The following is an 18,714-nucleotide window of genomic DNA, read 5'->3' on the forward strand; positions in this document are numbered from 1 at the left end:
GCTCTATTAGTAGTAAACTTAAATTACAAAAGACAGAATATTCAAACCACCAATGTAACTAAAACTACTTACTAAAGGAGGCAAGAAAATAATGAGCTTTCATTACAAGGATTATGACGGTCTAGGACTTGCTCAACTAATTAAGGATAAACAAGTTACACCAGAAGAGGTTGTTCAAGCTGCGATTCTGGAGATTGAAAAGCATAATAGTAAGCTAAATGCAGTCATTAACAAATTTTATGAACAAGGGATGCCTCCAATCTCCCAAACAGGAGTATTTGCTGGTGTACCCATTCTTCTAAAAGACCATATCCAACAAGAGGTTTCTGGGGAAACAGTCACTTCAGGCTCCAGAGCCTTACAAAACTACAGAAGTGCTAAAGATTCAACTTTTGTACAAAGGATAAAGTCAACTGGTTCTACGATCCTTGGTCAGACAAATATACCCGAGTTTGCCTTAATGGGGATTACAGAGCCTAAGTTTCATGGACCTACGCGAAATCCTTGGAATATAAACCATACCCCTGGTGGCTCTAGTGGCGGTTCTGCAGCAGCGGTCTCTGTCGGCATGGTTCCCATTGCTGGCGCTAATGATGGAGGTGGCTCGATACGTATTCCAGCAGCCTATTGTGGACTATTCGGCTTAAAGCCAACTAGAGGAAGAACACCTGTCGGACCAACCATGGGACGGAATTGGCAAGGTGCCTCTGTTGATCACGTCCTTACAAGAACAGTACGAGATAGTGCAGCGATGTTAGATGAACTTTCATTCGTGGAAAGAGGTGCTGCATATCATGCACCACCATATAGTGGTTCCTATTTAAAGGCAGCAACTCAACCACTAGGTAAAACCCTTACTATTGCCTTTTCAACACAATCTCCAATTGGCACCGAGGTTCATCCTGAGTGTAAAGAAGCTGTACTTCAGACAATGAAACTTCTTGAGAAAATGGGTCATCAAATTGTTGAGAAAGAGGCCCCTGTCGACGGAGCAAAAATCGCTAAGAGTTACATGAACATGTACTTTGGAGAGGTGGCAGCGAACCTTCGTGCTTTAGAGAATGTCAATGGACGTTCTCTAACTTTTAATGATGTGGAACCAACAACATGGCTTTTAGGATTGTTAGGTAGAGCCACTACAGCTGAAGAGTTTGTATTAAGCCTACAAGAATGGGACAAAGCATCTTTCCAGATGGACGAATTCCATTTAAATTATGACTTATATGTAACGCCTAGCACTGCCTTCCCGCCTTCTAGGATTGGAGAACTGGAGCCCGCGGGATTTGAAAAATTCATGATTGATCTTGTAGGTAAACTGGGGTGGGGCGGCGTTTTAAAGAAGGCTGGGATGATTGACCAAATCGTAGAAAACAGCTTAAAAAGAACCCCATTTACACAGCTCGCAAACCTCACTGGCCAGCCCGCTATGTCAGTACCACTTCATATGACAAAGGATGGCCTCCCGCTAGGAGTTCAATTTATCGCACCAAAGGGAGATGAGGATCTTCTTATTCAATTAGCAGGTGAGCTCGAACAAAGTGAGCTATGGCTCTCAGCACGTCCTACACAGACTTCCTAATACCATACTTCAAAGTATGGTTTTTTATTTTATTCGTTTCCTTAGGCAATTCACTTAACTTTATGACAATTAGGGAACTGTCCCTTTCATACCGATTATGCATCTCATATATTGTATTAACCTTGAAAATTGGAGGTGTTGTTATGAGTCACGCTGGTGGATATGGTGCAGGATTTGCACTAATCGTTGTGTTGTTTATCCTATTAATCATTGTAGGAACTTCGTATGTAGGTTACTAATTAGATTTTGAATATTGTTAATGAGGTGAGATTATGTCTTGGGGTCTTGGCTGGGGTGGACCTGGTTGGTGTGGCTATAGTGCTCCTGTAGTAGCTCCGACTTACGGAGGAGTAAATTCATTCACACTAATTGTTGTCCTGTTTATCTTGTTAATCATTGTTGGCGCTGCATGGTGCTAAGTTCTACAAAAGGCTGCCATTTGCAGCCTTTTTTCAGTTCGATAGCTACCACTTCTATTCCCCTAGGCATAACAACCAATATAGTGGAATGTACAAACAACCTATCCCTTTTCCTCATATAATACTGCAACGACTATAAAGGAGGGATTGATATGAGTGATATGTTTAAAGGGGTCGAGAAGAAAACTGGAGTTAAAATGCAGGACATTATGAAAGTAGCTCAATCTCTGAATGGTGCAAATCTAAAGGATGAGAAAACAATTAGAGGTCTAGTCAAAGAACTAGCACAATTAGCCAATAAAAATGTACCAAAGCAACTTGAAGACAAGATTGTAGACACTCTAGTTAATAAAAATCAACCAATTGATGCATCAACTATTTCCAAAATGCTTAAGAAATAGTGACCAAGATTTAGGTGAGAAAAAGGAACCTATTAATAGTAGGTTCCCTTTTTCAATTCTATCTTTTAAAAAACTTAGAAAGGAATGGACTTACTTGATCAACTAACTGCTTTACCTGTTTGGCGGTGCCATTGATCTTATTAAAATCTACTGCTCCATCCTCTGTTTTAAAGTAGGAGAATGCATTAGGTTTCCTACCTATCTGCCCGGGACGTTGTTGAGGTCTTGGTTGAGGATAGGATGGTGGGATATACCTTCTACCAGGATACATATACAAATCCCTCCTTTTCATCTATTTTCCATACATTTTATGAAAGATAAATAATTTTTGGTCACGACACCTGTCCTATTCCTCTAAATATTTCATCTGAAAATTGCAATATATTTCCCTAGTTATCAATTAATTAAACCATATTTGTTACGGGTACAAACTTCATACATATACTAGTAGTGGACAAATTAAAAAGGAGTGATATACTTGCTAAATTTAATATTGGGTCCAGTTACCTTTAATAACAATGAAGGAATTATAACTGGTGCTGCCCTGAATGCTTCACCAACAAGTACAAGTAAAGTAGTAGCTGGTTCTGGAGGCTTCAATACCGGATTTTGGGTGTCAACAAACAACGGTGTTAGTTCAAGCATAAATACAGATCCTGATGTCAATGACTCCAATCTTACCGAAGGAGTCTAGGAATCTAGTGGTAGAACAAAAGGCGCAAGCGCCCCGTTTAGCCCCGACAAGCAAATGTTCCTTGAAGAGAAAAAGGGCGATCTTTCCCTTTTACTCTTCAATGGTTATTTTACCTAGGGAAAAGTGTACTTCCTTTTTCCCTCGAGGTAGGATGAAATTGCATAGATCATCTCAATTTCATCTTGGCTGGGGGCTGGAGCTGGATTACTACAAAAATTCATTTGAGGACAACACTAAAATTATATACTTTCTTAACTTTTAAAAAGAGCGAAAAAACCTAAACGGTTAATTCGCTTTTATTTTTTCTATTTAGCTCTTTTCTTTCTACTACCTTTTCATAGACAAAGATACAAATCATCAGATACACAAACCCTATTGCAAAACCAGCTAATACATCAGAGACATAGTGAGCTCTTAATAGAATTCGACTTACACCCATAAATAAAATATAGAAACTAAAGAACAGGATTACACCTGTTTTAATAAGTGAAGACTTCATATATTTAAGAATAAAATAAAGTAAGATTCCGTAAAAAGCCATTGATACAGTTGAATGTCCACTTGGGAAGCTATAGCCTGTTGCATCAATCGATGGATCTAGAATTGGTCGCTCTCTAAGAAATACATCCTTTAAGCTTTGGAATAGCTCATTACTACCAGCTAATACAACGGCAATCGTAATCATTCCCATATAATCTCTAGTTTTCCACCACAAAATAAATAAGGATAATACCCCTACTGATATGACCACTACTTTATCACCAAGGTTTGTAAAGAAGGCAATCAAATTATATCCGGTTCCTGTAATATGAACTTGTACAAAATTAACGACGGGTTGGTCAATCCATAACCCATTATATGTATGAATCGTGAAAGCTAACAATAAAAACAGGATAAGGTTTCCGCATGTAGCTACTAACAATTTAGGAATCATACGCTTTTTTTCAGTATCTATTTTTCTTGTAATCTCCATATTTACACTCCTCCATTTATGAATAGTATATAATATCCGTTAAAGGATTGAACTAATTTATGTCATTCTTTTTTTAAAATAATGATATAATCATAGAAGTAAGAATATTGAAAATTCCGATTAACCAAGGAGGTTATTTATTTGTTACAATCCCTTTTGCAAGAGCTTAATACTAATTTCCCCAAAATGGTAGAAATCCGTAGATTCTTACATATGAATCCTGAGCTTTCCTTTAAAGAAGTAAAGACCGCGGAATATATTGCAAATTTTTATAAAGAGTTAGGTGTAGATGTTCGAACTGGTGTTGGTGGAAACGGGGTAGTTGCAACCATTAAAGGCGATTTTCCAGGACCAACTGTCGCTCTACGTGCAGATTTTGATGCCCTTCCAATTCAAGATGAAAAGGAAGTACCTTACAAATCAACAGTACCAGGAGTTATGCATGCTTGTGGACATGACGGGCATACTGCTGCTTTATTAGTGTTGGCTGAATCATTTTACCGCTTAAAGCATGAGTTAGCTGGAAGTATTGTCTTAATTCACCAACATGCTGAAGAGTATGCACCAGGTGGAGCAATTTCCATGATCGAGGATGGTTGTTTAGATGGAGTTGATGCAATCTTTGGTACTCATCTTTGGGCATCTGCACCTACTGGAACCATTCAATATCGTGTAGGACCGATCATGGCAGCAGCTGATCGTTTTGAAGTCACTATTAATGGTTCAGGTGGTCATGGGGCACAACCACATAAAACAAAGGATTCTGTTGTAATCGGTTCTCAGTTTGTGATGAACCTTCAGCAGATCGTGAGTAGAAAAGTCGACCCTACTGAACCAGCAGTAGTCTCAGTAGGAAACTTTGAAGCGAAGAATGCCTTTAATGTTATTGCAGACAGTGCCACACTGGTTGGAACAGTTCGTACATTTAGCGAGGATGTACGAGATCAAATAGAACTAGAAATTGAAAATGTTCTAAAAGGCACTTGCTTAACAGCAGGAGCATCCTATGAATATGCATTTCACCGCGGATATCCAGCTGTGGTAAATCACAAAGCAGAAACTGAGTTATTTGTGAAGGCAGCAGAGGAAATCTCTGATGTAAACGATATTGAAGAATCCGCACTTCAAATGGGTGGAGAGGATTTCGCTTATTACCTACAACATGTGAAAGGTTCATTCTTCTTTACAGGTGCAAAACCAGAAGGTGTAGATGTTCCTTATCCACATCATCATCCAAAGTTTGATTTCAATGAAAAAGCGATGCTAATTGCAGCCAAAACTTTAGGAAACGCAGCACTAGCTTTTCAAAAAGAAGTAAGTGTAGAGGCAGTAAAGTAAATGTCATAACACCCTTATAATAAAAACCCCATTTTTCGTTTGAAAAATGGGGTTTTTTATATGTCTATCCCAAATGCCGAAGCATCCTTAATCGGTAACACTGTACAGCTGTTTCCCCTAAGTGGTCAAGCAAATGGTAGTTCGCAACTGCTCCTACTACTGCGCCAATTCCTGGAACAAGCTGAAATAATTTAACAAGGTCAATATAATCCCGATATTCCTGTTGCCATGTTCTCCAGTCGATTTGGCTGACATTCTCCGTATCCCAATTTTCAATGACTTCTAATAAGTGTTCCTTTTGGTCTTCACCTGAGAAGGCAAGCTGAAAGACATGCAATATAAAGAGGCGCTCATTTTCCTCACTTGTTTCAAATCCGTAAATGGAACCTACCTCAAATAAGAACCGCATTTTGATCCCCAATAACAATGGAAAATCGGCTAACCCTAATAAAATTCCCCCGGCACCAGTACCTGCTCCTTCAAGAGCTGCTGTCTTTTTATAGGCCTTTTGCTTCTGTTGAATCAATGTCTCTTTTTGATGAAGAGGCAAGTTGGGTTGATAAGTCGTTTTCGGTAAATACTTTGAACTATTCATAGTCAAATCTACCATTTGCCTAATACTTTCCGTAATGACTTCATGTGCTTTTTTAGGGATCAGCTGATTTATTTTAATCTGAGTATTTTTGGAAAATCTCTCAACCATACTCTTTCTACGAACTAGCTTCTTCTTCCAGTTTTGTGCTTCCTGATAGTATATTTGTTCATCATTCATAAACATTCTCCATACTAAGCTTGTTTTATAAGTTTCGCTTTGACGTATTTATAGACAAAAACATAACTAAACAACGCTGAAACTATTGCACAAATGGCTGCCACAAAAGGTCCTTTGAGGAACACAACTAATAAAGATAACAAGACAACATACCCAATCATTAATTTGAATAACATCCTTTGAAACGCTAACTCTCTAGTTGAACGTAAAGTTGGGTATAAGTCCAGCCAGAGCTTTTGGTCATGCTGCTTGTACATCGTGATCAACTGTAGTCCTGATATGTAAATAAAAAACGGTACAATAACTAATGAAGCAAATTCAAAGTGAACACCATACAGTATAAACCCTGAAATGATTAACAAGCGGATATATAACCCTAGATACTCCCCAGTCCTTATAAACGTTTTAATATAGAGAAAATCAAATACATGATCATGTTTTAATGGTATAGAAGCAGAGATCCAGTCTAACCATCTTCTAGGCTTAACTTCACTTCTTAAATGTGGAACATCTACAAATAAATTTGCCAATCGATAAAAGCGATTCATTAGCTTCGTTTCTGCATCTATCAGCAATTCCCATTTCACTGATTTCCCTTTAGTCATTGTGTAATATGAAGCTGCCCATATCACACCTATAACTAGTAAAATCAACATGTAAATAAACGGTGCTCCTCCTAATAGTAAAACTAGAAATACAGTCGTAAATGCTAGTCTAATGAGGTAATCAAACCAAGAAGACTTTTGCTCAAATATATGAAACATTCTCCACGATAAAAATAAATTCCATCCTTTGAGAACTAGCATAATAAAATAAAGCACCAATAGCTTCTGTAAAGAGTTATCTGTAAACTGATTCAGCATAGGAACCAATACTATAAATGTAACGAGAATTGTAAGGCTATGTATAACAAAGCTATAAACGATTCCTTTTTTAAAGTATTCGCTCATTTTATGTTCAACTGGCAATAAAAATACAAGATCTGGTTCCTTTAAAAAGGACCGAATCGATGAAGCTGTAATCACAATACCCAGGACTATTCCCATAATCCATTCATAAGGAAAAGCTTCTGGTAATTGTGAAAGCCATTGGTTGTAGTAAACAGCACCAGCACTAACAGCAATTAGAACCACGATCATTAAATGATCATTGAACATGTATTTCATATATCGACTTAGCTCTTTTAGGTAGTTTGAGAAACGTTGGCTCCAAATATTATTTATGTCCATTTGTTATTTCTTCCTTTGTTAACTGTACATAAATATCATCTAGAGTGGCATTAGGCATTTGAAATTCTTCTTGCAGTTCCTTTAAAGTTCCCTTTGCCCTCACCTTTCCTTCATGTAAGATGACAAACGAATCACAATACCTCTCAGCAGTCGCTAATATATGCGTGGACATTAAAATTCCTGCTCCCTCCTCCTTTTTTGTTTGCAACAGTTGGAGTAGAGATTGAATTCCTAATGGATCAAGACCGACGAAGGGCTCATCTATTATGTAAAGGGAAGGTTGTACTAAAAAGGCACATAAAATCATAACCTTTTGCTTCATACCTTTCGAGAAATGAGCAGGATACCATTTCATACGCTTCTCCATATGAAATTCCTTCACAAGAAAGTCAGTCCGTTTTTTATATTCAGTTTCATCAATAGAGTACGCCATCGCTGTTAGTTTTAAATGCTCTTCAAGTGTTAACTCCTCATAGAGGATCGGTGTTTCTGGAATGTATGTAAATTCAGAACGATAGCCTTCAGGGCTCTCTTTTAACGATTTTCCATTTATAGTAATGGTGCCTTCCTTTTGATCCATGAGACCAATAATATGCTTAATCGTCGTACTTTTACCTGCACCATTTAGACCAATTAGCCCCACCAATTCATTTGTATGTATAGAGAAATTAACATCATGTAGAACTGGATTCTTTGTATAACCACCTGTCAGGTTTTTTATATCTAATAATGTTTTCATAATCCCCCCAATTATTTTGACTTTCTTTAATCTTACCAAAAATTTCTTATAAAGGAAAAAATCTTTTCCACATAAATTCGACTCTATCGGACAAGATAATTAACGAAGAGGAGTTGAAGAAAAACGAATCGTCACCAAGCAAATAAACAACCAAATGAGGTGTTTACGGCAGGGTATAATCGATTCAACTCAGTGCCTTCTGTAAGATGTGAATTTTATTTGAAGGAGATGGTAAGCTTGAACAAGGATCCTAGATCACTTTACTAGCTTTTACCATAATGAAAAATGAGGTGTTTATCAAAGACCATTTTGCATGAATCAACTAACACATTCTAATTAAAATGAGGTGTTGGCGGTAGACCATTTACATTATTTTATATAATGACAATATTGGTTTATCAAATCGCAAATGAGGTGTCTACGAAAAATAACCTATAATTTATTTCTTCTATCACTCCTCTTCAACCGAGCAGGGTGCAACGATTCAGTTGCATCCTGTTTTTCAGTGGAAAATCAACAACTTGGGATTAGGATTTTCAGAAAAGATTTTTACATAAAATCATCTAGAACGGACAAGATAATAAACGAAGAGGAGTTAAAGAAAAGCGAATCGTCACCAAGCTAAAAACAACCAAATGAGGTGTTTGTGCCAGGGTATATTCGATTCAACTCAGTTCCTTCAGTATGATGTGAATTTTATTTGAAGGAGATGGTAAGCTTGCACAAGAATCGTCGATCTCTCAACTAGCTTTTACCATAATGAAAAATGAGGTGTTTATCAAAGACCACTTTGCATGAATTAACTAACACATTCTAATTAAAATGAGGTGTTGGCGGTAGACCATTTACATTATTTCATATAATGAAATGACTGGTTTATCAAATCGCAAATGAGGTGTCTGTGGAAAATAACCAATCATTTATTTCTTAATTACTCCTCTTCAACCGAACAGGGTGCAACTAATCAGTTGCATCCTGTTTTATTTTTATCTGAAGACAAGTCGTACATCATTAATAATGGACAAATTTGTAAAAGTACCTAATTGTCCTTTACAATATAAGTAATTGTTCATCTATTATAGAGAGGAAGATTTTAATGGACCATAAGGATGATTGTATTTTTTGTAAGATCATAAAAGGTGAAATTCCTAGTGCTAAAGTTTTTGAAAATGAACATGTACTGGCATTTTTAGATATTAGCCAAGTCTCTAAAGGACATACCCTAGTTATCCCAAAAGCACATAAGGAAAATATCTTTGAATTAACTCCAGAAATTGCACAAGAAATTTTTAAAGTAGTCCCTGCTATTTCTAATTCAATTAAGAAGCAATTCTCTCCAGTTGGTCTTAATCTTCTTAATAATAACGGAGAGCATGCAGGACAATCTGTGTTTCATTTCCATCTTCACCTTATTCCCCGCTATGGTAAAGGAGACGGGTTTGGAGCTGTATGGAAATCACATGCGAAAGATTATACACCTGAGCAACTTAACAACATTGCAAATTCTATATCTTCAGGAATACAATAGCCTGTCGGGAATCCCGACAGGTTTTTTTGTGATTTATCAAATTATAAAAAAATCATTTGTGGATAACTAGGGTCAGTGCATTTAATTCTAGCTCCAGCAACCAGCCAAGATGAAATTGCGATGATCTTTGCAATTTCAATCCTACCTCGAGGTTAACGGGGCGCTTGCACCTTTTGTTCTTCCTACCGTTCAATTGCTTGCTTTTCTAAAGTAAGAAATGATGAGCATTTTAGCCAATCAGGGTGATCAAGAAGAACCTCATGCTTTCGCAAGATCTCAGTTACTGATTGCCGAAACTGGTGATTCCACCTAAGTAGGTGAATAAATTCTTCTCTGGTACCGGTAAAGCTACACCGTTCTTTTAGTAGCAAGAGCATGTCCGCCTGCCATACGCTTGGTAATAAAGAGGTTCCCTGTATGTCTGGAAATCGAGTGAGTGATCCGTTTACATACAAGGCTTGTTCACAATAATACGAATAGATCCTTTTTACTTTATCTACCACTTTCATATTGATTTTATTTGCTGTATGCTCTCTCAACTGATATCCACTCTCTGTTTTATTCATATGCTCAAGTTGTTCAGGTTCTAAGAATGTTACCCAAACTTCTGTTTTTGCATCCTGTACAGGAGCAATAATTGCAGGTAAAGCACCATATGGGGCTAAAAAGGAACCATATACAACATCCGTATCAAGAATTGTTGCACGGAAACAAATATATAAATCGGACACTCCTTTGTTTAGACTAGACTTATATAAAAGCTGAGCTAAGCAAACATTCGAACCATATGCTAGCACAGGAATTCTCTTCCGCATTGGGGTTTTCTCTTCTTTTTCAAGAAAGCTTTTTAACGTCATGCTTTCACTTAGCGATGATATGAATGATCCGTACATATGGTCACCTTTTGTTAGGTGAACAATGGAATCCTCTAGACTTCTCCCCTGCTCCTCTATCTGGTTTGCTACACCTTTATAAAATATAAACGAATCCCTAGGCCTTGGTCCTGGATATATATCTGGATGATCATAGGGACTTAAGTGGATAGGCTTATTTTCACGGAACATACTACACTCTCCTTTTCATTATTTTACCACCACATACCCTAATCAAAGATTATTTATACCTGTAAAATTTTATAAAAATATATTCTTCTTGGAATATGTACCTATAAATGGGAAAAAATGATCTTGTACATAGAAGGAGGTACTAAGTTGAAAGAAGAACATAATGAGCATCAACATTCAGATGATACCCTAACGAACCGACAAGGACATCCTGTAACTGACAATCAAAATGTCCGTACTGTTGGCAATCGTGGTCCCACTACTCTTGAGAACTATGATTTCCTTGAAAAAATAAGTCATTTTGATAGAGAACGCATTCCTGAACGTGTTGTTCATGCTCGTGGAGCTGGAGCACATGGTTATTTTGAATCCTATGGCACAATTAATGGAGAACCTCTTTCGAAATATACACGAGCTAAGGTTTTTACAAACATAGAAAAACAAACTCCGGTATTTGTTCGTTTCTCTACCGTTGTTCATGGAGGACATTCTCCAGAAACACTACGTGACCCAAGAGGATTTGCCATTAAATTTTATACAGAAGACGGTAACTGGGATTTAGTAGGAAACAACCTTAAAATCTTCTTTATCCGTGACCCGTTAAAATTCCCGGATATGGTTCATTCGTTTAAGCCTGACCCTGTCACTAACTTACAAGATCCAGAGCGTATGTTTGACTTCCTATGCCAAACACCAGAGTCTATGCATATGGTTACATTCCTATTTTCTCCGTGGGGAATTCCTGCCAATTATCGCGAGATGCAAGGGTCTGGAGTTCATGCGTATAAGTGGGTGAATGAAGAAGGAAAAGGTCACCTTGTAAAGTACCACTGGGAGCCAGTTCAAGGCATAAAAAACCTGAGTCAAAAGGATGCGGATCAAATTCAGTCGATGAATTTTAATCATGCTACTCAGGATCTATATGAGGCAATTGAACGTGGAGATTATCCAGAATGGGAGCTATATGTTCAGGTAATTGAAGATCACGAGCACCCTGACCTTGATTTTGATCCACTTGATCCTACCAAGCTTTGGTACAAAGATAAATTCCCGTGGCATAAGGTTGGAAAAATGGTCTTAAACAAAAATCCTGAAAACTACTTTGCAGAAGTAGAACAGGTTGCATTTGGTACAGGTGTACTTGTTGATGGGTTAGACTTTTCAGACGATAAATTACTACAAGGAAGAACCTTCTCTTATTCTGATACACAACGTCATCGTGTAGGCACTAATTATTTACAATTGCCAATTAATAAGCCTAAAAAGCATGTGGCAACTAACCAATCTGGTGGTCAGATGGATTATCGTACTGATTTTGGAAAAGAGCAGAATCCACATGTTAACTACGAGCCATCCCTAATGGGTGGATTGAAAGAAGCAAAAAATCCCGGTAAAGAGCATGAACCATATGTGGAAGGGAACCTTAAAAGAGAAAAGATTTCTCGTGAGAACAATTTTGGCCAGGCGGGAGAAACTTATAGACGTTTCAACGACTGGGAGCGCAGTGAGCTAATAAACAATCTAGTCAGTGCATTGTCCACCTGTCGCAAGGAAATTCAGGATCGAATGGTTGAGCACTTCACTCAATGTGATGAGGATTACGGACGACGTGTTGCCGAAGGATTAAAGAATGCAGGTACTGATAATAGGATGGATGAGGCAGTAACAAATGCAGAGCAAATGGGACATGCTTCAGATCCATATTAATATGTAGTGCCACACAAAGCTGAACTGAAATATGTTCAGCTTTTCATTTATACAGCTGTGTATGACAGGCTATTTATATAAAAAAGTAAAAAATAATGCAAAACAAAATGAAAATTGTACCAATTCCTCCCATAGCTGTTGCTTTTTGCTTCAGCATTCGTACGGGTGGATAGGCGCCTGTGGTTCTAGACGTAATATAATAATGGATCATCTTTGTGTAAAAGAAAATGCCAATAAGTCCGCAGCAAATCATTAAGCCAACTAGCATATCTCTCCTCCCCTTTACTTCATGTTTATGCAAAAATGTTAAGTTATATGAGGTGTTTCACTCCTCTTATAAAAGGGTAATAAAATAAATGAAGGAATATAAGCGAAAATGTCGAATAAAGTAAAAAAATATTAAGTTACTATAGATATTGGAGTGATGTAGTAAATGAAAGGGAATACATTTTTTTTAGGAGTTGTCGTTGGAGGCATAATTGGTGGTGTTACGATGTTGTTATCTACACCTAAATCTGGTATCCAATTACGAGCATCTATAAAAGAGAATAGTCAGGATCTTTCTGAAAAACTTAATAACTTAAAACTCGAAACAAAAGGATTCCTTCAATTAATTGAACAATCAACAAAAGATGGAAAAGAAGTAGTTAAAGAATTCACTGAAGATGTACAAAGCACCATAGCATCTTGGAAGAAAGAAATTGCACCACACCAAATAAATATTCATAATGAAATAAAAGAAATTGAGGAAACACTTAGTCAACTGGAATCAGCACTTGAATCAAGCCGTCAAAAAGCTCTAAATTAGAGCTTTTTGACGGCTGTTTTTTGAACCGTCTACCATTCAATTTACTAACATAGTAAATTTGTTATAACTAAATTCCCATGCAAAATAGTTGATTTTACAAAATAAATATATTTTTTTAACATTTTATGAAAACCTTTTCTTTATTATTTAATAGTTTATTGGCATAATAGAATTATAATTCTAGCAACAGAAAATGCTACGTAAGTAGGTGATTAATATGATTAACAATACAAGTGAGTTTTCCATGAAAGAAGCATTAATCTACAGTCAACGAGTTGCACAACTTAGCAAAGCACTATGGAAGACAATTGAAAAAGATTGGCAGCAATGGATTAAGCCATATGACCTAAATATTAACGAGCACCATATTCTATGGATTGCTTACCATTTAAAAGGGGCATCAATCTCAGAAATTGCAAAGTTCGGAGTCATGCACGTATCTACTGCCTTTAATTTTTCCAAGAAGCTTGAGGATCGTGGATATTTAGTGTTTTCTAAGAAAGAAGAAGATAAACGAAATACGTATGTAGAGTTAACTGATTCCGGAGAATTACTATTGTTAGACCTAATGGAAAATTATCGTCCCTCTACTTACTCTGTGTTTGGTGGTTCTCTTCCACTGAAAGAAGTATACGGTAAATTCCCTGAATTTCTAGATCTTGTGAGCATCATTCGCAAAATTTATGGAGATGAATTTTTAGATATCTTCGAAAGATCTATTGAAAATATTGAAAATGACTTTATTGAGGTTGACGGTAAGTTATACAAACGGGTAGATTAACTACTCTTTGAATGCTGTTCAATGATTGTATGTTTTAAAATCAGCATGAGTGGTTGATACAATTGTTCTTTATGAAGCGCTTCAATAGTTTCTAGTGGCGAAAGTTTTTCATTTAATCTTCCAATAAAATCCTGCAAAAGCGGAGTAAAGCCTACAAAGCCCTCTGCTTTTTGGTTTTTATATTCAACTGTAAGTTCCTCACATAAATAAAATAATTCTTCTACCTCTTCTTCACTTAACTTTCTTTTCATCACCAAATGATGTAAGGGCCAGCTCTCTAAATCAACGAGCTCCAGCATAAGTTTCTGATAGTACTCTAACCGTTCTATACGTTTCTCAATTGTTTCCAAATGTCTTCCTCCTTCTCACTACCCCTTGATAAAAAAGATGCTTAAATATCTATTGACCTTTACCAACAAACCGAGTAAAGTATCAATGGTAAACAGTTACTTATAACTTCGAGGTGAATCGTCATGACCTGTTGGAAAACCATTAATCTATCAAAAGATTACGGGTTCCATCGTTTGTTTTTTCTTTCTTTTTTAATCGCTATTATGGCTTTCATTGTCTTGTTTTTATCTCTTCAATTATTTTTTCACTCAAAACCGTTAGAGGATAGTGGCTTACTATATGTGATGTTAGTAGCCTTATTACTTGTCCCAGGCCATCAAATGATCCATATCATCGCTCTTAAAATGGTAGGTAAAAAGGTTAAAACTAAAATTAAAAGAAGAGGATTATTTCCTATTATAACCATAAAGCATTGTGAATTATTATCTAAACCATTAGCATTATTGACAATCCTTGCACCTATTATGTTTTTCTCAATTATTTTACTAACTTTTAGTATCCTGTATCCAGCTTATATTCATTATGTCTCTATATTGGTTGCGATTAATATTGGCATATGCGTTTCTGATTTATTGTACAGCTACCAGATCCTAAAAGCTCCCCGTAAATGTATGCTAGAAGAAAACAATGGTGGATACGATATTATTGTTCATGAACAGGATTGACGAACTAGACTACAATATGTAGTCTAGTTTTTTTTACCTCGTCAAAAGAAATTCTAATTGATCTTTCTCTAAATCAAACGATTTAACAGTTAACTGCATCCCTTTTTCTAATTTAATATCTCTAACATTAACAATAATTTCATGTTGATCAGGTCGAACATTTACCCAGTCTGGAAATACAACTTGTTCTGCAATTAGGCCTAGAACAAGTTCACCTGGTAATTGTAGCCTTCCTAGGCTAATTTCCCGTTCCTTAAGAGTTAACCCTCCCGTTTCGTTTACGACAGGATGAAACGTCATTTGAAAGGGTATTTCACGATTAAAAACAATAAGGTTCCCTCTTAAATAAATAAAATCCTCAAGAATTACCTCGTAATTAATGTTCTTCACAGACGTCTTATCTATTTCTCCTAATTCTTCTTGAATCCAAGTATTGATTGCCTTTTTAGAGGTCGAAAGTGTAAAAAAAGGTTCACCTTTTTCTTCTAATTCTTCAGGGTTCACAGTAATGGATGGTTCTGTAAGCAATAAACGAATTACTATTACAAGAATAACACCTAACATAATTAGAACCGTGCTCAACAATACGAAAAATGCGCGTTTCCAATTTTGAATTCCCCTCATTGTCATGTCACCTCATTTTTAACATATCTTGTATATATATAATTTAAAAAAATCTTTCTTAAATAATTTAACACTCTTTTCTGGAATATCTTTGGATTATATGTAAAAATGACTTGTAGGTCTTAGCAATCTAGTTTAAAACCAACTGAGATTTTTCACTTTGTTAAAATACAATGTTGTTTTACAGCAAGGGGGATTTCTGGTACATCACGCGAGTGTTCCGGTATGAAATTCACAAAATAATGGTAATCCTGATTCATCAAATAATACTGAAAGGTGATTTCATGATACTGATTATTCACGAAAACTTTTCATATCATGCAGTATACCTCATACATACAATTGCTTAACCGTCCAAAACAGCAAAAATTTCATGTTTTCATGTTACTATAATTATCTTATACTATAAAAAGGGGGGGCTCAAATATGATCATTCTATATATACCATTGGCTGTATTGATCCTTTACTTCATAAACAGCTTAACAAATGCATTATGTATTCAGAAAGAAATACCTGAGGAGCGCCAACCAAAAGTCTTCCGTACAATCAATATTTTGATTACAATCTTACTTATATCATCTTTTGTTGAGGTTACCTTTACATAAGAAAAACGAATCATGAAGACGGGCGGTGTAGAATCGCTCATAGAAAAATTAATAACCTATATAAATTTTTCAGGTTGTCCAATGCGATTTTAAAGAACAAAAGGCGCAGGCGCCCCGTTTAGCCCCGACAAGCAAATGTTCCTGGAAGAAAAAAAGGGTGCTCTTCCCTTTTATTCTTCCAGGGTTAGTTGACCTAGGAAAAAGTGTACTTTCTTTTTCCCTCGAGGTAGGATGAAATTGCAAAGATCATCGCAATTTCATCTTGGCTGGGTGCTGGAGCTGGATTACTATGCACCAGCCATATTGATCCACAAATGATAAATTTTATAATTTCTTAAACAAAGAAAAAAGTGGTGAATTTCACCACTTTTTTATATTACATCCAAGAAGCACCGATGATGATTAATAAAATAAATAACACAACGATTAACGCGAAACTTGAACCATATCCGTGTGACATAATACATTCCTCCCAGTTTTTTATATTTGTGTGATGGTAATTGTAAGGCAGAGATTAACTCTGCCTTTTTAGTTCTTTAGTTCTTAGAACCAAGAAGCACCAACGATAATTAAAAGAATAAACAACACTACGATCAACGCGAATCCTGCACCATATCCGTGGCTCATGAGAACACCTCCTTTAACGAAAGGCTAAAATATCATATGCAACTATCAGTAAAAACGAATAGGCGTTTATCATACATTTAAGTGATTATTTTAATTTAGTATCCAACGTAAGCTGAACCTACGATGATTAGTAAAATGAATAGCACGACGATTAGCGCAAATCCACCTGTATATGCGTGACTCATTCAAATTACCTCCTTTTGTCGGTTTAGTTGTTCTTTTGTTTCTAGCCCCCAAAGAATTCTTTATTTCTTTAGGTTTACTACATACTATACAGATTCTCGTTTTTTGACTAAACGAATGTCCCGGTTTTGTATAAAAATAGGCATTTTACTTATAAAAAGTATTTGGTTAGCTCTGAGAAGTTAAAAACACTGGTGTTTTTAACAAGGGTGATTGATTTCCTTCTAATCAATCGGTTTATAAACATTGTTTATCTATAAAATAACTTTCTGTATTCTATAGAAAAACGAAAAACCAACAACATTGTGAACTGAGCTTTTCTTTAGTAAATTATGGTATAGTAATGGATGTAGGTTTTTTGGACATACTGATTGAAGGAAACCTATCCAGAATTCTACAAACTTTTCAATTTATAGGAGTGTTAAACATGAAGAAATACCTACTTGTGCTAATGATCTCAATTGGAATTTTAGCCCTTGCTGCATGTACTAATAATGCAGAAACGACGACAGATGATTCAGAGGTTGTAGTCGAATCAGAAGCTGGGTCTATAACTAAAGATGAATTATATGAAGCAATGAAAGAAAGATACGGGGAGCAGGTTCTTCGTGAGCTTGTATACGGTAAAGTATTAAGTGAGAAATATGAAGTAACAGATGAAGAAGTTCAAAAAGAAGTTGATACTTTAAAAGAGCAATATGGAGATCAATTTCCTATGTTGCTTCAGCAAAGTGGCTTTAAGTCTGAGGAGCAGTTAAAGCAAACCATGAAAGTTGGTTTGTTACAGGAAAAGTTAGCCATGAAGGACATTGAAGTAACAGATGAAGAAATTCAAGAGCATTATGATGCGTTAAAACCGGAAATTCAGGCTAGTCATATTTTAGTTGCAGATGAGGAAACAGCAAAAGAAGTAAAACAAAAGTTAGATGAAGGTGCAGCCTTTGAAAAATTAGTTGAAGAATACTCAACTGATGCTGGTACTGTTCCTGCTGGCGGTGACCTAGGTTTCTTTGGAACTGGAGTTATGGATCCTGCCTTTGAAGAAGCGGCATATGCATTAGAAGTGGGAGAGATTAGTGGACCTGTACAATCTCAATTTGGCTTCCATATCATTAAGCTAACTGATAAGAAGCAACTTGATCCACTTGAGGACATGAGAGAAACAATTGTGGAAGATCTAGGACGTGCTAAGGTAGACTTCACACAAGTAGAAGCGATGGTTCTTCAGGAATTAGAGGAAGCAAACGTTGAAGTAAAAGATGAAGATTTAAAAAATATGTTTGAACCTGCAAAGGAATAAGAAAAGAAGGTGTCAATGACACCTTCTTTTTTTTACGACTTTCTAATGAGCAACTGTTGTATTTCCTTTAACTGGTGTATTGTCTTCTTCTGTTTGTTGCTTTCGCTTTTCTCTTTCGTATTTAATTCTCTCAATAAACACTTGACCTTCGCGTTCAATGTAAAATTGTTGCATCTTTCTCTCTTTTTTACCAGTTTGTACCATCATAACCCCACTACCTACAATGCCTGCTACGAGTAAATAAATCCACCATGGAAGAGTAATCATATTTTATCCCCTTTCAAGACAAGCTCTGATTACGAACAATATATGAAGTTCCATAGCTA

At 36.3% G+C, this 18,714-nt stretch carries 26 protein-coding genes; 13 read left to right on the forward strand and 13 right to left on the reverse strand.

What is annotated here, in order from left to right; translation table 11 throughout:
• Positions 1 to 91 precede the first annotated feature (91 nt).
• The 4 genes from G4D63_RS03375 to G4D63_RS03390 all read left to right on the forward strand — a co-directional run bounded on the left by G4D63_RS03375 (position 92) and on the right by G4D63_RS03390 (position 2,399).
• The gene (locus tag G4D63_RS03375; RefSeq protein ID WP_163177687.1) at positions 92 to 1,579 is read left to right on the forward strand and encodes an amidase family protein; all 1,488 of its coding nucleotides are present in this window, start codon (positions 92 to 94) and stop codon (positions 1,577 to 1,579) included.
• A 143-nt stretch (positions 1,580 to 1,722) separates the two neighbouring features.
• Positions 1,723 to 1,818: a YjcZ family sporulation protein gene (locus G4D63_RS03380; protein WP_163177689.1), complete on the forward strand. Its 96-nt coding sequence runs from the start codon at positions 1,723 to 1,725 to the stop codon at positions 1,816 to 1,818.
• Positions 1,819 to 1,851: 33 nt separating this feature from the next.
• Positions 1,852 to 1,998, forward strand: a complete 147-nt coding sequence (locus G4D63_RS22345) for a YjcZ family sporulation protein (protein WP_163177691.1) — start codon at positions 1,852 to 1,854, stop codon at positions 1,996 to 1,998.
• 152 nt (positions 1,999 to 2,150) lie between these two features.
• Positions 2,151 to 2,399: a stage VI sporulation protein F gene (locus G4D63_RS03390; protein WP_205603754.1), complete on the forward strand. Its 249-nt coding sequence runs from the start codon at positions 2,151 to 2,153 to the stop codon at positions 2,397 to 2,399.
• A 58-nt stretch (positions 2,400 to 2,457) separates the two neighbouring features.
• Here the strand turns inward: G4D63_RS03390 and G4D63_RS03395 are convergent, their stop codons facing one another.
• Positions 2,458 to 2,670, reverse strand: a complete 213-nt coding sequence (locus G4D63_RS03395) for a YppG family protein (protein ID WP_163177693.1) — start codon at positions 2,668 to 2,670, stop codon at positions 2,458 to 2,460.
• Between the two features lie 207 nt (positions 2,671 to 2,877).
• Here G4D63_RS03395 and G4D63_RS03400 point away from each other — a divergent pair, with 207 nt between their 5' ends.
• Positions 2,878 to 3,093 (forward strand): spore germination protein, encoded by a 216-nt coding sequence (locus G4D63_RS03400; protein WP_163177695.1) that lies wholly within the window; start codon positions 2,878 to 2,880, stop codon positions 3,091 to 3,093.
• A 277-nt stretch (positions 3,094 to 3,370) separates the two neighbouring features.
• On the opposite strand, the gene G4D63_RS03405 is transcribed toward G4D63_RS03400, so the two are convergent.
• The gene (locus tag G4D63_RS03405) at positions 3,371 to 4,066 is read right to left on the reverse strand and encodes a phosphatase PAP2 family protein (RefSeq protein WP_163177697.1); all 696 of its coding nucleotides are present in this window, start codon (positions 4,064 to 4,066) and stop codon (positions 3,371 to 3,373) included.
• 141 nt (positions 4,067 to 4,207) lie between these two features.
• Here G4D63_RS03405 and G4D63_RS03410 point away from each other — a divergent pair, with 141 nt between their 5' ends.
• Positions 4,208 to 5,404, forward strand: a complete 1,197-nt coding sequence (locus G4D63_RS03410; protein WP_275580232.1) for a M20 family metallopeptidase — start codon at positions 4,208 to 4,210, stop codon at positions 5,402 to 5,404.
• Between the two features lie 64 nt (positions 5,405 to 5,468).
• Here the strand turns inward: G4D63_RS03410 and G4D63_RS03415 are convergent, their stop codons facing one another.
• The 3 genes from G4D63_RS03415 to G4D63_RS03425 are packed head-to-tail and all read right to left on the reverse strand — an operon-like array spanning position 5,469 to position 8,144.
• Positions 5,469 to 6,176, reverse strand: a complete 708-nt coding sequence (locus tag G4D63_RS03415; protein ID WP_275580233.1) for an EcsC family protein — start codon at positions 6,174 to 6,176, stop codon at positions 5,469 to 5,471.
• A 14-nt stretch (positions 6,177 to 6,190) separates the two neighbouring features.
• Positions 6,191 to 7,405 (reverse strand): ABC transporter permease, encoded by a 1,215-nt coding sequence (locus G4D63_RS03420; protein WP_163177701.1) that lies wholly within the window; start codon positions 7,403 to 7,405, stop codon positions 6,191 to 6,193.
• Entirely contained in the window at positions 7,392 to 8,144 is a 753-nt protein-coding gene (locus G4D63_RS03425) for an ABC transporter ATP-binding protein (protein WP_163177703.1), read from the reverse strand. The genes G4D63_RS03420 and G4D63_RS03425 overlap by 14 nt, the downstream gene beginning before the upstream one ends.
• Positions 8,145 to 9,240: 1,096 nt before the next feature.
• Between G4D63_RS03425 and G4D63_RS03430 the strand changes: the two genes are divergently transcribed.
• Positions 9,241 to 9,672 carry an HIT family protein gene (locus tag G4D63_RS03430; protein ID WP_163177705.1) on the forward strand — a complete coding sequence of 144 codons (432 nt, stop codon included), beginning with the start codon at positions 9,241 to 9,243 and terminating at the stop codon, positions 9,670 to 9,672.
• A gap of 182 nt (positions 9,673 to 9,854) precedes the next feature.
• Here G4D63_RS03430 and G4D63_RS03435 read toward each other — a convergent pair whose 3' ends face one another.
• Positions 9,855 to 10,736: a hypothetical protein gene (locus G4D63_RS03435; protein WP_163177707.1), complete on the reverse strand. Its 882-nt coding sequence runs from the start codon at positions 10,734 to 10,736 to the stop codon at positions 9,855 to 9,857.
• 117 nt (positions 10,737 to 10,853) lie between these two features.
• Here G4D63_RS03435 and G4D63_RS03440 point away from each other — a divergent pair, with 117 nt between their 5' ends.
• On the forward strand, positions 10,854 to 12,443 hold the full coding sequence (locus G4D63_RS03440) for a catalase (RefSeq protein WP_163177709.1): 1,590 nt from the start codon (positions 10,854 to 10,856) through the stop codon (positions 12,441 to 12,443).
• A gap of 73 nt (positions 12,444 to 12,516) precedes the next feature.
• Here the strand turns inward: G4D63_RS03440 and yhzF are convergent, their stop codons facing one another.
• Positions 12,517 to 12,711, reverse strand: a complete 195-nt coding sequence (yhzF, locus tag G4D63_RS03445; RefSeq protein WP_163177711.1) for a membrane protein YhzF — start codon at positions 12,709 to 12,711, stop codon at positions 12,517 to 12,519.
• A 165-nt stretch (positions 12,712 to 12,876) separates the two neighbouring features.
• On the opposite strand from yhzF, the gene G4D63_RS03450 reads away from it, so the two are divergent.
• Positions 12,877 to 13,251, forward strand: coding sequence for a YtxH domain-containing protein (locus G4D63_RS03450; RefSeq protein WP_163177713.1), 375 nt, complete (start codon positions 12,877 to 12,879; stop codon positions 13,249 to 13,251).
• A 217-nt stretch (positions 13,252 to 13,468) separates the two neighbouring features.
• Positions 13,469 to 14,032 carry an HTH-type transcriptional regulator Hpr gene (locus G4D63_RS03455; protein WP_163177715.1) on the forward strand — a complete coding sequence of 188 codons (564 nt, stop codon included), beginning with the start codon at positions 13,469 to 13,471 and terminating at the stop codon, positions 14,030 to 14,032.
• Here the strand turns inward: G4D63_RS03455 and G4D63_RS03460 are convergent.
• Complete coding sequence (locus tag G4D63_RS03460) at positions 14,029 to 14,382, reverse strand: DUF1878 family protein (RefSeq protein ID WP_163177717.1); 354 nt, start codon at positions 14,380 to 14,382, stop codon at positions 14,029 to 14,031. The genes G4D63_RS03455 and G4D63_RS03460 overlap by 4 nt on opposite strands.
• Positions 14,383 to 14,505: 123 nt before the next feature.
• Here G4D63_RS03460 and G4D63_RS03465 point away from each other — a divergent pair, with 123 nt between their 5' ends.
• Positions 14,506 to 15,048, forward strand: a complete 543-nt coding sequence (locus G4D63_RS03465) for a DUF3267 domain-containing protein (protein ID WP_163177719.1) — start codon at positions 14,506 to 14,508, stop codon at positions 15,046 to 15,048.
• Between the two features lie 33 nt (positions 15,049 to 15,081).
• On the opposite strand, the gene G4D63_RS03470 is transcribed toward G4D63_RS03465, so the two are convergent.
• A complete protein-coding gene (locus G4D63_RS03470; protein WP_163177721.1) occupies positions 15,082 to 15,672 on the reverse strand; it encodes a YpmS family protein in 591 nt (196 codons plus the stop codon).
• A 426-nt stretch (positions 15,673 to 16,098) separates the two neighbouring features.
• Between G4D63_RS03470 and G4D63_RS03475 the strand changes: the two genes are divergently transcribed.
• Positions 16,099 to 16,278 carry a hypothetical protein gene (locus G4D63_RS03475; protein WP_163177723.1) on the forward strand — a complete coding sequence of 60 codons (180 nt, stop codon included), beginning with the start codon at positions 16,099 to 16,101 and terminating at the stop codon, positions 16,276 to 16,278.
• Positions 16,279 to 16,654: 376 nt separating this feature from the next.
• Here the strand turns inward: G4D63_RS03475 and G4D63_RS03480 are convergent, their stop codons facing one another.
• From G4D63_RS03480 to G4D63_RS03490, 3 genes are all read right to left on the reverse strand, one after another.
• Positions 16,655 to 16,738 (reverse strand): YjcZ family sporulation protein, encoded by an 84-nt coding sequence (locus tag G4D63_RS03480; protein ID WP_163178382.1) that lies wholly within the window; start codon positions 16,736 to 16,738, stop codon positions 16,655 to 16,657.
• A gap of 83 nt (positions 16,739 to 16,821) precedes the next feature.
• On the reverse strand, positions 16,822 to 16,905 hold the full coding sequence (locus G4D63_RS03485) for a YjcZ family sporulation protein (protein WP_142332969.1): 84 nt from the start codon (positions 16,903 to 16,905) through the stop codon (positions 16,822 to 16,824).
• A 95-nt stretch (positions 16,906 to 17,000) separates the two neighbouring features.
• Positions 17,001 to 17,090, reverse strand: coding sequence for a YjcZ family sporulation protein (locus tag G4D63_RS03490; RefSeq protein WP_163177725.1), 90 nt, complete (start codon positions 17,088 to 17,090; stop codon positions 17,001 to 17,003).
• A 425-nt stretch (positions 17,091 to 17,515) separates the two neighbouring features.
• On the opposite strand from G4D63_RS03490, the gene G4D63_RS03495 reads away from it, so the two are divergent.
• Positions 17,516 to 18,388, forward strand: coding sequence for a peptidylprolyl isomerase (locus tag G4D63_RS03495; RefSeq protein ID WP_163177727.1), 873 nt, complete (start codon positions 17,516 to 17,518; stop codon positions 18,386 to 18,388).
• A gap of 42 nt (positions 18,389 to 18,430) precedes the next feature.
• Here G4D63_RS03495 and G4D63_RS03500 read toward each other — a convergent pair whose 3' ends face one another.
• On the reverse strand, positions 18,431 to 18,655 hold the full coding sequence (locus G4D63_RS03500) for a sporulation YhaL family protein (RefSeq protein WP_163177729.1): 225 nt from the start codon (positions 18,653 to 18,655) through the stop codon (positions 18,431 to 18,433).
• Positions 18,656 to 18,714: the final 59 nt, after the last annotated feature.

The sequence above is a fragment of the Bacillus mesophilus genome (assembly GCF_011008845.1).
GTDB lineage: Bacteria > Bacillota > Bacilli > Bacillales > SA4 > Bacillus_BS > Bacillus_BS mesophilus.

Excerpts from the sequence above, each read along its gene's own strand:
- G4D63_RS03375 (WP_163177687.1), top strand. The coding sequence starts at position 92 with ATGAGCTTTCATTACAAGGATTATGACGGTCTAGGACTTGCTCAACTA.
- G4D63_RS03380 (WP_163177689.1), top strand. The coding sequence starts at position 1,723 with ATGAGTCACGCTGGTGGATATGGTGCAGGATTTGCACTAATCGTTGTG.
- G4D63_RS22345 (WP_163177691.1), top strand. The coding sequence starts at position 1,852 with ATGTCTTGGGGTCTTGGCTGGGGTGGACCTGGTTGGTGTGGCTATAGT.
- G4D63_RS03390 (WP_205603754.1), top strand. The coding sequence starts at position 2,151 with ATGAGTGATATGTTTAAAGGGGTCGAGAAGAAAACTGGAGTTAAAATG.
- G4D63_RS03395 (WP_163177693.1), bottom strand. The coding sequence starts at position 2,670 with ATGTATCCTGGTAGAAGGTATATCCCACCATCCTATCCTCAACCAAGA.
- G4D63_RS03405 (WP_163177697.1), bottom strand. The coding sequence starts at position 4,066 with ATGGAGATTACAAGAAAAATAGATACTGAAAAAAAGCGTATGATTCCT.
- G4D63_RS03415 (WP_275580233.1), bottom strand. The coding sequence starts at position 6,176 with ATGAATGATGAACAAATATACTATCAGGAAGCACAAAACTGGAAGAAG.
- G4D63_RS03420 (WP_163177701.1), bottom strand. The coding sequence starts at position 7,405 with ATGGACATAAATAATATTTGGAGCCAACGTTTCTCAAACTACCTAAAA.
- G4D63_RS03425 (WP_163177703.1), bottom strand. The coding sequence starts at position 8,144 with ATGAAAACATTATTAGATATAAAAAACCTGACAGGTGGTTATACAAAG.
- G4D63_RS03430 (WP_163177705.1), top strand. The coding sequence starts at position 9,241 with ATGGACCATAAGGATGATTGTATTTTTTGTAAGATCATAAAAGGTGAA.
- G4D63_RS03435 (WP_163177707.1), bottom strand. The coding sequence starts at position 10,736 with ATGTTCCGTGAAAATAAGCCTATCCACTTAAGTCCCTATGATCATCCA.
- G4D63_RS03440 (WP_163177709.1), top strand. The coding sequence starts at position 10,854 with ATGATCTTGTACATAGAAGGAGGTACTAAGTTGAAAGAAGAACATAAT.
- yhzF (WP_163177711.1), bottom strand. The coding sequence starts at position 12,711 with ATGCTAGTTGGCTTAATGATTTGCTGCGGACTTATTGGCATTTTCTTT.
- G4D63_RS03450 (WP_163177713.1), top strand. The coding sequence starts at position 12,877 with ATGAAAGGGAATACATTTTTTTTAGGAGTTGTCGTTGGAGGCATAATT.
- G4D63_RS03455 (WP_163177715.1), top strand. The coding sequence starts at position 13,469 with ATGATTAACAATACAAGTGAGTTTTCCATGAAAGAAGCATTAATCTAC.
- G4D63_RS03465 (WP_163177719.1), top strand. The coding sequence starts at position 14,506 with ATGACCTGTTGGAAAACCATTAATCTATCAAAAGATTACGGGTTCCAT.
- G4D63_RS03470 (WP_163177721.1), bottom strand. The coding sequence starts at position 15,672 with ATGAGGGGAATTCAAAATTGGAAACGCGCATTTTTCGTATTGTTGAGC.
- G4D63_RS03475 (WP_163177723.1), top strand. The coding sequence starts at position 16,099 with ATGATCATTCTATATATACCATTGGCTGTATTGATCCTTTACTTCATA.
- G4D63_RS03480 (WP_163178382.1), bottom strand. The coding sequence starts at position 16,738 with ATGTCACACGGATATGGTTCAAGTTTCGCGTTAATCGTTGTGTTATTT.
- G4D63_RS03485 (WP_142332969.1), bottom strand. The coding sequence starts at position 16,905 with ATGAGCCACGGATATGGTGCAGGATTCGCGTTGATCGTAGTGTTGTTT.
- G4D63_RS03490 (WP_163177725.1), bottom strand. The coding sequence starts at position 17,090 with ATGAGTCACGCATATACAGGTGGATTTGCGCTAATCGTCGTGCTATTC.
- G4D63_RS03495 (WP_163177727.1), top strand. The coding sequence starts at position 17,516 with ATGAAGAAATACCTACTTGTGCTAATGATCTCAATTGGAATTTTAGCC.
- G4D63_RS03500 (WP_163177729.1), bottom strand. The coding sequence starts at position 18,655 with ATGATTACTCTTCCATGGTGGATTTATTTACTCGTAGCAGGCATTGTA.